General features: G+C 64.0%; 11 protein-coding genes and 2 pseudogenes. 3 read left to right on the top strand and 10 right to left on the bottom strand.

Annotated features, from left to right (window positions below; translation table 11 throughout):
• Window positions 1–31: 31 nt before the first annotated feature.
• The 7 genes and pseudogenes from EOA33_RS10445 to EOA33_RS10415 all read right to left on the bottom strand — a co-directional run.
• A pseudogene (locus EOA33_RS10445) lies at window positions 32–208 on the bottom strand (sugar phosphate isomerase/epimerase); the annotation flags it as partial.
• Window positions 209–270: 62 nt separating this feature from the next.
• On the bottom strand, window positions 271–1113 hold the full coding sequence (locus EOA33_RS10440; protein WP_126056131.1) for a carbohydrate ABC transporter permease: 843 nt from the start codon (window positions 1111–1113) through the stop codon (window positions 271–273).
• A 5-nt stretch (window positions 1114–1118) separates the two neighbouring features.
• Window positions 1119–2015, bottom strand: coding sequence for a sugar ABC transporter permease (locus EOA33_RS10435; protein WP_126056130.1), 897 nt, complete (start codon window positions 2013–2015; stop codon window positions 1119–1121).
• A gap of 132 nt (window positions 2016–2147) precedes the next feature.
• Window positions 2148–3395 (bottom strand): sugar ABC transporter substrate-binding protein, encoded by a 1248-nt coding sequence (locus tag EOA33_RS10430; RefSeq protein WP_126056129.1) that lies wholly within the window; start codon window positions 3393–3395, stop codon window positions 2148–2150.
• 111 nt (window positions 3396–3506) lie between these two features.
• Entirely contained in the window at window positions 3507–4652 is a 1146-nt protein-coding gene (locus tag EOA33_RS10425) for an ABC transporter ATP-binding protein (protein WP_126056128.1), read from the bottom strand.
• Complete coding sequence (locus EOA33_RS10420) at window positions 4633–5592, bottom strand: PfkB family carbohydrate kinase (protein ID WP_127405575.1); 960 nt, start codon at window positions 5590–5592, stop codon at window positions 4633–4635. Before EOA33_RS10420 ends, EOA33_RS10425 begins: the two co-directional genes overlap by 20 nt.
• Before the next feature lie 3 nt (window positions 5593–5595).
• Entirely contained in the window at window positions 5596–6396 is an 801-nt protein-coding gene (locus tag EOA33_RS10415) for a class I fructose-bisphosphate aldolase (RefSeq protein WP_127405574.1), read from the bottom strand.
• Window positions 6397–6575: 179 nt separating this feature from the next.
• Here EOA33_RS10415 and EOA33_RS10410 point away from each other — a divergent pair, with 179 nt between their 5' ends.
• A complete protein-coding gene (locus tag EOA33_RS10410) occupies window positions 6576–7724 on the top strand; it encodes a Gfo/Idh/MocA family oxidoreductase (RefSeq protein WP_127405573.1) in 1149 nt (382 codons plus the stop codon).
• A gap of 14 nt (window positions 7725–7738) precedes the next feature.
• Window positions 7739–8700 (top strand): annotated as a pseudogene (locus EOA33_RS10405) (alpha/beta hydrolase).
• A gap of 27 nt (window positions 8701–8727) precedes the next feature.
• Here EOA33_RS10405 and EOA33_RS10400 read toward each other — a convergent pair.
• Both EOA33_RS10400 and EOA33_RS10395 read right to left on the bottom strand, forming a co-directional pair.
• A complete protein-coding gene (locus EOA33_RS10400; RefSeq protein WP_127405572.1) occupies window positions 8728–9750 on the bottom strand; it encodes a LacI family DNA-binding transcriptional regulator in 1023 nt (340 codons plus the stop codon).
• A 250-nt stretch (window positions 9751–10000) separates the two neighbouring features.
• The gene (locus EOA33_RS10395; protein ID WP_127405576.1) at window positions 10001–10513 is read right to left on the bottom strand and encodes an Lrp/AsnC family transcriptional regulator; all 513 of its coding nucleotides are present in this window, start codon (window positions 10511–10513) and stop codon (window positions 10001–10003) included.
• Window positions 10514–10718: 205 nt separating this feature from the next.
• Here EOA33_RS10395 and EOA33_RS10390 point away from each other — a divergent pair, with 205 nt between their 5' ends.
• Window positions 10719–11147 (top strand): GNAT family N-acetyltransferase, encoded by a 429-nt coding sequence (locus tag EOA33_RS10390; protein ID WP_127405571.1) that lies wholly within the window; start codon window positions 10719–10721, stop codon window positions 11145–11147.
• 60 nt (window positions 11148–11207) lie between these two features.
• Here EOA33_RS10390 and EOA33_RS10385 read toward each other — a convergent pair.
• Window positions 11208–12009, bottom strand: an 802-nt coding sequence (locus tag EOA33_RS10385; protein ID WP_127405570.1) for an anhydro-N-acetylmuramic acid kinase, incomplete at its 5' end; no start/stop codon positions are given.

The raw sequence follows: 12009 nt of genomic DNA, 5'->3' as shown, positions 1-12009 counted from the left end.
CGATGATCGGCCGCTATGCCGGCCAGCCGGCGGCGAATTCCGCCGGCTGGCCGGCATAGCGGCCGATCATCGTGTCGGTGATCTCGATGCCGGCATAGCCGCCATTGGAAATGGCCTTCAGGAGATCGTCCGGGCCTCCGGCAAAACGGTCTCCGAGCATTTCCCAGGTGAAGGTCTGGCAGCCGACTTTGAGGTCTTTCACGTTCATCCTTTCAATCCTTGATACCGCCCATTCCGTGATGTCGTTCTGGGTCTTCATGGGATGGACATCTACTTGACCGAGCCCGCGGTCATCCCAGCGAGGAAGTACCTCTGGGCAAGAAGGTAGATGAGCAGGAGCGGCAGCGAGCCGAGCACGCTCATCGCCATCATCTGGTTCCATTCGAAAGCGTGCTGCCCCATCAGCAGCTGGATGCCGATCGGGACAGTGCGCATGGAGGTCGACTTCGTCAGCGTCAGCGCGAAGAGGAACTCGTTCCAGCACAACAGGAAGGTATAGACCGAGGTCGCCACAATGCCGGGAAGCGAGATCGGGACGATCACCCGCCAGAGTGCGGTCCAGCTGCTGCCGCCGTCGACGGCGACGGCCTCGTCGAGATCGCGCGGCAAGGTGTTGAGATACCCGGTCATCAGCAGGATCGCGTAGGGCAGCGTGAACACCAGGTAGGTCACGATCAGCGCGATATAGGTGTCGAAGATGCCATACGAGACGACGAGCCCGAAGAAGGGGATCAGAAGCGTGATCGGCGGAATCGTCTGCGTGCTGATGATGAGCGTGTTCAGGCTGCCCTTGCCGCGGAAGTTGAAGCGGCTGAACCCATAGGCTGCCAGCAACGCGATCAGCACCGTCAGCACGGTCACCGCTCCGGCCACGAAGTAGCTGTTGAAGAAGAAGCGCAGTTTTACTGGGTCGCCAAGGATGGCCGCATACGCTTCCAGCGTGAACGCCTTCGGCAGGATGGTTGGCGGCAGGGCAAAGATTTCGGTATTCGATTTGAACGAGCTGCTCAGCATCCAGTAGATCGGGAATGCCGCGAAAAACAGCCCGGCGGCAAGCGCGACATGCAGCGCGACGGTGATCAGCCGGTCTTTCGGCGTGTGCCTTTTCCTCATGGTGACTACCGAGCCTTCTGATAGCGGATGTAGAACAGTGTCAGGCCAAGAGAGATCAGCAGGATGATCACGGCGCTCGCCGCCGCCTGGGACAGGTTGTAGCTCGAGAACGCCAGCTTGTAGGTGTAGGTGCTCAGCACCTCGGTCGAGTAAATCGGACCGCCGCCCGTCGTTATCCAGATCAACGGGAAGACCTGCATGGTCCAGATGAAATCGAGCAGCGAGATGCTGATGATGATCGGCATCAACTGCGGAATGGTGATGAAGATCAGCTTCTGGTAGGCCTTCGCGCCATCGATATCGGCGGCCTCGTAGAAATCCTTGGGAATGCCCTGCAGGCCTGCGAGCAGGCTGACCATGAAAAGCGGGTAGCCCGCCCAGATATTGGCGAAGGTGACGGCGTGCAGCGCGGTCTCGGGCGAGGAAAACCACTCGACCTTGGAACCGATGATGCCCAATTGCATGAGGATGCTGTTCACCACGCCGTTGGGCTCGAGCAGCAGGCGCCAGATCACCGCGATGATCACGGCGGTGAATAGCCAGGGCAGGATGTAGAGCACGCGCAGGACATTGCGCAGCGTCGGATTGATGCGGTCGCTGTTCAGCATGAGCGCGAAGATCATGCCGATGGTCATGTGGAAGATGACGCTCATGCAGGTGAAGTAGAGCGTGTGCCACAGCGAAGCCCAGAACACGGGATCGGCAAAGATCGCCTGGTAATGTTTCAGTCCGGCAAAGGACGGGTCGCGCCGCAGTACCGCGCTGTTCTGGAACGAATAGCCAATCACCGTCACCATCGGCAGCAGCATCAGCAGGCCAATGATGATGAGCGAGGGCGACAGGTAGAGATAGGGTGCGACCGCTCGTTTCAGCCTATGGTGGGAGCGCTTCTGCGGGGTCATATGCCAACCTTGGGACACGCCTTCAAGAGAAAGGGAGCTTCGGAAACGGGTCCGTCTCGCATTGCCGATGCGTTGTTGCCGGGAGGCCTGCCCGAAGTCAGGCCGCCCGGTAGAGATCGCAAAACAGGCCGATCAGAATTTCGCTATCCAGCCCTTTTGAGCATTGGCCGCGGCTTCTTCCGGAGATTGTTCGCCGGCGAGCATCTTCTGGGCTTGCACGTCGAACTGGGTCATCAGGTCTTCCGCCACCGGCAGGCCCGTGAACTCATTGGCAAGATAGCCGGTCTTGAAGATTTCGAAAGCCTTGCCGAAAGCCTTGTCGGAAGTCACGAAATCGGGCTTGGCGTTGACGTTGCCGGGGAAGGCGTTGGCCAGCGACACGAGCTTGGCGTTCACCTTTTCACTCATCAGGTATTGGACGAGCTTCCACGCCTCCTCCTGATGTTTCGAGCCCGCGGAGATGCCGATGCCCCAGGAGGCGTATGGCAGGCCGCGCTTGCCGCTATAGTCCTCCACGACCGGGACCGGGATGAGGTCGAAGTTCAGCTTGGGATTGCGTTGGCGGATGAGGTTCACATGCGCGAGCGAGTCGATCATCATCCCGACCCGGTCGTTGACGAATTCCTCGACCTTTTCCTGTTCGGTCTTGGTGGCGATGCCGGGCGAGATGGTGCCCGCGTCATTGAGCGATTTGACGAAGGTCAGCATATCCACCACCGGCTTTGCCTCGAGAGCCGGCTTGCCGTCAGCCATCATCGATTGACCCGATGCCCAGACCCACGACATCATGTCGTTCTGGACACCGGACGGCGTTTGCAGCGACAGCGGCAGCACCCAGCCATACTGGTTCTTGTCGGCCTGGGTCATCTTCTTGGCGGCTTCGAGGAACTCCGCGCGGGTCGACGGCAGCTTGGTGACGCCCGCCTTGGCGGCGAGGTCCAAATTCACGAACACCGGATAGACGAACGAAGCCACGGGAAACATCACCGCTTTGCCGTCCACCTTGATGATGTCCGCGACCTGGGCTTTGTCGAAGCCGCTCGCATCCATCATCGGGTTCATGTCGGCCAGCGCGTTCTGCGCGTTCAAATTGTTGACCCAGGCGCCGTCGAGACCAACGACGTCGCTAAGCGTTCCCGTCGCGGCACCAACCGAGATCTGGTCTCGCGTGGTCGCATAGGGGCCGCTGACCAGCGTCACCTTGATCCCGGGATTCGCGGCCTCGAATTCGTCCATGATTTTCCGCAAGGAGCCTGCGGGCAGCTCAGGCTCCCACCACTGGGTGAACTCCAGCGTGGTGTCCGCCATGGCGCCGGTTGCGCCAAGCAACCAGGCGGCCGCGGCCATTTTCAGCATCGCGGGTTTTATCCGAAACGTCATTCTCTCCTCCTTCTTTAAGATCGGCCGCACAATGCGGACGATCGTCTGGTTCATTCAGAAGTCTTCATTCGCAGGCGCCTCGCTCTCGCCTGCCGGCTCTGCCGCAGTCCTTCAGATCGCCAGATGCGTCTCGGGATCGAAGAAATGGAGCTTGGTATCATCCACGGCCAACCGGATTTCCGAGCCGGAGTGGATGGCGCTGGTCGGCTCGAATCTCGCCACCGCGTTCGATGCCAGGCCATAATCCTCCACCGCGTCCGGATCGCCGGAGTCCACCCGGACCGCGTCGATGTTCAGGTGGACGATATGTTCGGAGCCGAGCTCCTCGATCGAAGTCACCTTTGCCGGTATCGTCTGATACTTGCGGCCGGATTCGAGGCTGCTGTCATAGAGATCCTCCGGCCGTATGCCGAACACGATCTTGCGGCCCTCATAGGACCTCAGGGCGGGCCTGCCAACGAAAGCTGCATCCTGCAGCCGGATCGCGAAGTCACGAAAAATGAGCTCGCCGCCCTTCAGGGTCGCTTCGAAAAGGTTCATCGACGGGGAACCGATGAAGCCGGCGACGAAGGCGTTCACCGGCGATTCATAGAGCCTCTTGGGTGTATCGACCTGCTGCAGCACGCCGCCCTTCAACACCGCGACCCGGTCCCCCATCGTCATCGCTTCGATTTGGTCGTGAGTCACATATATGGTCGTGACGCCGAGCTGCTTTTGCAGGCTGGTGATTTCGGCGCGCATCTGAACGCGCAGTTTCGCGTCCAGATTGGAAAGGGGCTCGTCCATCAGAAAGGCGGCGGGCTCGCGCACCATGGCGCGGCCCATGGCAACCCTTTGACGCTGCCCGCCTGAAAGGTTCGCGGGTTTGCTGTCGAGCAGCGACGTCAGCTGAAGGGTTTTGGCGATCTCGTCCACGCGCTTCTTGCGCTCGGCCTTCGGCTTGCCAGCCAGCCGCATCGAAAAGGCGATGTTTTCGAACACCGTCATGTGCGGGTAGAGCGCGTAGCTCTGGAAGACCATCGCGATGTCGCGGTCCTTGGGCGGCATGTCGACGACGTCGACGCCGCCGATGCGAAGACTGCCGCTCGTGATGTCCTCCAGTCCCGCGATCATCCGCAACGCAGTGGATTTGCCGCAGCCGGACGGGCCGACGAGGATCAGGAACTCGCCGTCCTCGACCGACAGGTTCAATTGGTCGATGGCGTGAAAATTGTTCCCGTAGGTCTTGCAGATATTCTCAAGAATGACTTCTGCCATCTTCCTCCTCCACAAGTCTCAGTTCGACCGCTGACGGAGCGTTCGTAGAGGTCAGAAGTTTCGTGACCTGGTCGTTGGTGGGCAGCGCTTCGCGCCCACCACGCCCCGTTACGGACAGGGCTGCCGCCGCGGCCGCGAACGCCACCCGGCCTGCGGTGTCGGCCCCGCGCGTCAATGCATGGGCATAGGCGCCATGAAAGCAGTCACCGGCGCCGGTCGAGTCGACGACGTCAACCCGGTGCGGGGGCAGGTGCCAGAGCCCTGTCTCGTCGCGCCCGCGATAGTAGACGCCCCTGCCGCCATCGGTCAGAACCACGGCGGACCGCGACGGCAACCACAATGCATCGAGCATCTCGGCCGGCGATCGGCGGCCTGTGGCAGTCCGCGCAAAGCCGAGGGGAAGAATGAGATGGTCGCATTGCGCGATCAGCCGCTCCGTGGCTGGGCCGGCGCTCCATTCGATATCGCCGAGAATCGCAAGGCCGAGATCGCGAGCCCGGGCCACGACATCCAGCGACCGGATCGCGTAGCTATCGACGATCAGCGCGGTCGCGCGGCCAAGAATATCGTCCGGAAATTCCGGAGCGGTGCCCAGCATCGCATCGTCGTCATACGCGATGAACCGTTCCCCGTCAGAACCGACGGTGATGCGCGAGCGCACCGGGCGCGCGTCGGGGTGGCGCGGCGCGAATGCGGTTTCAACACCGCTCGCCACGAGATCGCGCAGCGCGGCGTCGTCCGCGCCAGTGCCCAGCCATCCGATGAACCCGGCGGTTCCGCCGAGCCGCGCGACGGCGGCCAGCGCCGTCGCGACATTTCCCCCGAAAGCCCGGGCACTTTGCAGAACCTTCCCCTTGCCCGCCGACAACGGCTGATCGACGTAGACGATGTCGTCGATCGCAATAGCGCCGAAGCCGAGGATCGAGGGGACGGTGGGCATCGTTCAGGCACCCGCCTTCGTAAGCGCCTCTTGCGCCGAAAGGCCGTCATGGATGACGCCGCGAAAGGCAAGCGCTGCCTTCTGCGGATCGCCATGCCCCCAGAGATTGCGGCCGACCACGGCGCCGCGCGCCCCGGCACGGATGGCGTCCGCCGTCTGCTGAAGCGCGCCGAGCAGCGTATCGGTCTTCGGACCACCCGCGATTACAACCGGCACCGGGCAGGTCCGGACGGTCTCTCGGAACGACTCGAAATCGCCCGTGTAGCCGATCTTGATCACGTCGACACCGGACTCGTAGCCGATGCGCGCCGCATAGGCGATCTCGTCGGGGGTGAAGACGATTTTCGCCCCGTCGGTGAAATCGCGCGGGTAGATATGCGCCACCACCGGCATGCCGTAGCGAGCCGCCGCGTTCACCGAATCGGTCAGCCAGCGTATGTACTTGCCCTCGGTCGCGCCGCGCACCGGAATGGCCACGGCCAACGCATCGGCCCCCGCGCGCACCGCATCCTCGGGCGTTGCGATCAGCTCGCTGATGCGATCGTCCGGAGTGAAGCAACCCGCTTGGATCACCAGGGAAGCCTTGCCCGCATATTGCGGCCACAGATGGCGGGCGGTGCCAGGCTGGATGCTGACGTAGTCGGGTTTGCCCGCCATGATGCGCGCCAGCGCGCCCGGCAGGTCGGCAAGGCCGCCTTTGCGCACGTCGCCATAGCCGACGACGTGGTCGACGGCGCCGCCAAACAGATTCCCCGATGGATGCGAGAAGAGGCGCGCAAGGCGCACCTTGGTTCCGAGGCTCATGAGTTCAAAATTCCCCAATCGGTTGTTTTCAAAATCTGCTGCGTCAGCGTTTCCATATGCTCCATAAAATTTTTACGCGCGTCAAGAATTAAAATGTTGTATAGCGGCTTTCGATTGTGATCCATTGCTGGCACCAGGGTGCGGCCAAGCCGTGGCCGCGTTGGGAGGTACGATCGAAAATGCACGGAAAATCAAAGACAAAGCTCGGCATCGGTGTCATCGGATGCGGCAACATCTCGATGACCTATCTGCGCAATGCGGCTCTGTTCGGCGGGATGGAGTTGCGCGCCTGTGCCGACATTTCCGCCGACATGGCGGCGCTCCATGCCAAGGAATACGGCATCCGCGCGCTCGGCGTCGACGCGCTGCTGGCCGACCCGGACATCGAACTTGTCCTCAACCTGACGATACCGGCGGCGCATTTCGACATCTCGTTCTCGGCGCTTTCGGCCGGCAAGCACGTCTTCACCGAAAAGCCGCTGGCAACCTCGGCCGGCGACGGCCGCCGGCTGGTCGCCGAAGCAGCCAGCCGCGGCCTGCTGCTCGGCTCGGCCCCCGACACCTTCCTCGGTGCCGCCGGGCGCCGTGCGCGCCGCCTGATGGACGAGGGCGCCATCGGCCGGCCGGTGACCGGCACGGCCTTCATGATGGGGCGCGGCATGGAGCACTGGCATCCCAATCCGCAATTCTACTATCAGCCCGGCGGTGGCCCGGTCTTCGACATGGGCCCTTACTACCTGACGATGCTGGTCAACCTGCTCGGCCCGGTCGCCCGCGTCATGGCCATGGCGACGCGCGGCCAGGAGGAGCGGCTGATCACCGCCGACGGTCCCTTCAAGAACACCAGCTTCAAGGTCGGCACGCCGACCAACATCCTGTCGCTGCTCGAATTCCGCTCCGGCGCCACGGTCACCTTCGGCGCCTCCTGGGATGTCTTCAGGCACTCCAACCATCCGATCGAATTGCACGGCACCGAGGGCTCGCTGAAACTCCCCGATCCCGACACGTTCGGCGGCACCGTCTCGCTGTCGGCGCGCGGCGCCGACTGGAAGGATTTCGAGAGCGACGGCGAGCTCTACGGCGCGCGCAACTGGCCCTATGCCGCGCCCGACCGCGCCAACTACCGCATGCTCGGTGTCGCCGATCTGGTCCGGTCGCTGTCCGAAGGCAGGAGGCCGCGCGCCTCCGGCGAACTGGCGCTGCATGTGCTGGAGATCATGGAGGCGATCCTCGCCTCGGGCGAGAGCCGCGGATCGGTTGCCGTCAATGGCACCGTCGACCAGCCGCCGCTTCTCGCCGAGGACGAGGCGACGAGCCTGCTGGCCTGACGGGAGGCCGCCCGATGACGACATCGCCCTCGACGGCAACCGGGCTCGATCCGCAAGCCCGCCACGTGCTCGAACTCGGCCGGCAGGCTGCCCCCCGCCGTTCGAGACCGGCACTCCCGACGAGGCGCGCCGCGCCTATGACCAGGGCTTTCCGGAGCTGCAGGGCGAGCGCGAGCCGGTTGGATCGGTCGGTGAGCGCACGCTCGCCGGACCCGGCGGATCGCTGGTGGTAAGAATCTATCGCGGGCAGGGGGCGCCGGCCCAGGCTGCTCCGCCGCTGCTCTATCTGCACGGCGGCGGCTGGGTGATCGGCAATCTCGACTCGCATGACGAGATCTGCCGCTGGTTCGCCAACATCGCGGCTTGCGTCGTCGTTTCACCCGCCTACAGGCTGGCGCCGGAGCACAAGTTTCCGGCGGCGGTCGAGGACTGCCGCGCCGTGCTCTCCTTCATGCGGGATGAGGCCGCCGCTCTCGGCATCGATGCGCGGCGCATCGCCGTTGCCGGCGACAGCGCCGGCGGCAATCTCGCGACTGTGCTCAGCCTGCTCGCAAGGGACGACCGTATCCCGCTCGCCGCACAGCTTCTGCTCTACCCCAACACCGATGCCGCGCAGACGGCGGACAGTTACCGACGCTTCGCCGAGGGTTTCGGCCTGACCGCCTCGACCATGGCATGGTTCCGCGATCAATATGTTCGCGACGCCGGCAACATCGACGACTGGCGCGTCTCGCCGCTGAAGAGGAAAGGCCTTGCCGGTGCCGCCCCGGCCTTCGTCGCCATCGCCGGCCACGACATCCTCGCCGACGAGGGCGAGGCCTATGCCAGGCGCCTCCAGGACGACGGCGTGCCGGTGGTGCTCAAGCGCTGGCCGGGCCAGATCCACGGCTTCGTCTCGATGGGCCGCCACGGCCCGGCATCGCGGCAGGCAGTCGAGGCGGCGGTCGCCGCCTGGCGGAGCTTCGATCCCGGTTGAGCTGGGTCGGGTCGGTCGAGGTTCAGGTCACGCCGACTGGCGCATCACCAGCGTCGCGTCGAGATTGACCTTGGGCGCCACCGCCGTCCCGTCCTCGTTGAGCAGCCCCAGCAGCGTTTCGACGCTGCGCCCGGCCATGGCGGCGAAGTCCTGCGCCATGGTGGTGAGGCCGGGGCAGGTGTAGCGGCTGAGCGGATGATCGTCATGCGCCGCGACCCTTAGGTCGCAGTCCGCCTTGCGGCCGACCTTGATCCCCTTCGAGAAGGCGGCCGCCATCACGCCGAAGGCGAGACGATCGTTGTTGCACAGGATGGTCTTGCCGGGCAGGCCGCCACTGGCAAGCATCCTCTCGGTTTGTTCGTAGCCGATCCGCTCGAAATCCCAAGTGTAGTCCCTGGTATTGCCGATGGAGATCGGCTCATGCCCGAGCCGCTTCATCGAGGCGACATAGCTGGCCAGCCGTTCGGTCGAGTTGTGGTTGACATGCGGAATATCGAAATAGACCGGCGCGTCGCCCGAACGGCAGAGGTACTCGACGATCGTCGCGACGCTCTGCGTGTTGTTGTTGCCGACGAAGGGCGTGCCGCCTTCGAGATAAGTGTCGAAATAAACGATCGGGATGGCCTGCGTCAGCTTCTCCAGCGTGCGGTGATCGGAGCGCCGCCCGAGCGGCGCGACGAGCGCGCCGGAGACCTTCAAGGATAGGATGGTCCGCGTCGCCTCGACCTCGAGCTCGGTCGAGCCGTGCGAGGAAATGACGATCGGCCAGTAGCCTTCGTCGCGCAGCCGAAGCTCGATGCGGCTGACCATTTCCGAATAGAACGGGTCGGTCACCGTCGGCACGACGATGCCGATGCTGCGGGTGCGCTTGCGGTTGAGGTTGCGGGCAAACAGATTGGGCTGATAGTCGGAGGAGCGCAGCGCTTCCTCGATGCGCTTCCTGGTCGCCGGCTTGACGCTGGTCGGATCGTCGAAATATTTCGACAGCGTCGGTCTGGAGACGCCGCAGGAACGGGCGAAATCCTCCATCGTCTTGTGCGTCATCGCCATTCCAACCCTCGCGGCATGGACATCCAAACCTTGGCCCATGCGACTGCCCGGCAGCTACTTAGAGCGCGCCGGCGCGCACCGGCAAGGTGAAATTTTACAGACAAGTTTTCAAGTTTCAACGCGTTATGAGAAATTATTGCATGCGTAAATTTTGTGCAGAAACGTGTGCAGCTTGCAGTGAGGGTAACGCCTAGAAGAAATAGAGCATGATGTCGTCCGAAAACCGCTTCACACTTTTCGGCATCATGCTCTAGTAGACCGGCGTGGCCATATGCCGGGGCGCCGGCCATTCTTGCGTGATGCCGGGCTGCACCGGCCGCTCGAGATAGGTCGACAGCACCACATAGCTGCGTGTCGAGGTGACGCCCGGCGTTTCATACAGCCGTGACAGCAATCCCTCAAGCGCGCGCGTGTCCTCGGTGCGGACCTTGAGCAGCATGCAGGTGTCGCCGGCCACGGTATGGATCTCCTCGACTTCGGGGAATTCGGACACCGCCATCAGCTCCGGCGTCTTGCCCCAGCCCCTGGTGTCGATATGCACGAAGGCGAGCAGCGGCTTCTTCACCGCTCTGGGGTCGATGATGGCCGCCGTGGCGCGGATGGCGCCGCTGCGCTTGAGGCGCTTCACCCGCTCATGCGCCGCTGGCGGCGACAGGCCGACGCGATCGCCGAGCTCGGCGTAGCTAATGGTCGCGTCGTCGACCAGGATGCCTAATATCTTTCGGTCGATCGGGTCGATATCGCGGGCAGCTCCGTCACCTATCTCGCTGTCTCCATCGGCACCGCCGGCTTCGGGCCGCTCTATACGAGCCTCGGCTTCGCCAATTGCGCCGTGATCGCGGCCCTGCTGATGCTGGTCGCCGCTTCGGCGGCGGCATGGCGCTCGGCAGGCACTGCCCAGCAGTAAGCTTGCGTCCCTGTTCGGTCCTTCGCTAAGGCTGGCAAATGGAACCGAACGAGCCGAAGCGATGAAGACGACGCTTGAGACCACCGCCGATCCTTCGGCGCAGGAACTCGCCTTCCTCGGCGAGCAACTCACGGCCTTCAACGACGCCGATGTCGGCGCCTCGGGCCGAAAGTCGCTCGCCGTCTTCGTGCGCGACGAGGCGGGCAAGGTGGTCGCCGGCATCTCCGGCTACACCGCCTGGGGCTGGCTGTTCGTGCAATGGCTGTGGGTCGATGAGAGCCTGCGCGGCCAGCACATGGCAGGCCAGATGCTGGAGGCCGCCGAACAGGAGGCGGTGGCGCGCGGCTGCCACGGCGCCTGGATCGACACTTTCAATCCGAAAGCGGTCAAGGCCTATGAGCGCCAGGGTTACCGGCCATTCGGCGCGCTGGATGACTTTCCGCTCGGCCGCAGCCGCATCTTCCTGCAGAAGAGCCTGCTCGCCCTCTGATCAGAGCAATTCCAGGAAAGTGTGAAGCGGTTTCCGTCCGCAATTGCGTCGAACGGGAACCTACCCGGCCAGCCTCCCGCCGCGCATCGGCTGCGGCACGCCTGTCGTGCTCGGAAAGCTGATCGGCAGGCCGCGCAGCACGCGCACCGCCAGGAAGGCGAAGCACTCGGCCTCGACCGCGTCGCCCTTCCAGCCGAGGGTCTCCGCCTGCACGACTTCGACGCCGGCGCGGCTGGCAAGCATCGCCATCATGGTCGGATTGCGGCGGCCGCCGCCGCTGACCGCGAGCCGCTTCGGTCGGCGCGGCAGGAGATCGAGCGCCTTGCCGACGGCGGCGGTGGTGAAAGCGGTCAGCGTGGCCGCGCCGTCCTCGGTGCCGAGCCCGTCCGCCATCGCCGCGGTGAAGTCGAAACGGTCGAGCGATTTCGGATAGGGTTTGGTGAGATACGGATGTTGAAGCAGCAGCGCGAGCCGTTCCTCGTCGACCGTGCCGGCCGCCGCCAGCCTGCCGTCGCGGTCCATCTCGCCGAGGCCCTTCGCCTTGATGAAATCGTTGACGGGCGCATTGGCCGGACCGGTGTCGAAGGCAACGATGTTGTCCTTGCCGTCCCACCAGGTGACGTTGCCGACGCCGCCGAGATTGAGCACGGCGGTGTCGCCGCTGGCGTCCGCCTCCTTGAGCAGCGCCGCGTGATAGGTGGCGGCGAGCGGCGCGCCCTGTCCCCCGGCGGCCACGTCGGCCGAGCGGAAATCATAGGCGACCTTAGTGCCGAGAATGGCGGCCATCAATTCGCCGTCGCCGAGCTGACGGGTGCGGCCGATCCGCCCCGGCTGCGGGGCGCGGTGCAGAACGGTCTGGCCG

Source organism: Mesorhizobium sp. M4A.F.Ca.ET.050.02.1.1, from assembly GCF_003997725.1.
Classification (GTDB): domain Bacteria; phylum Pseudomonadota; class Alphaproteobacteria; order Rhizobiales; family Rhizobiaceae; genus Mesorhizobium.
The sequence above is the reverse complement of the archived record's forward strand: the minus strand, read 5'-3'. Positions and strand labels throughout refer to the sequence as shown.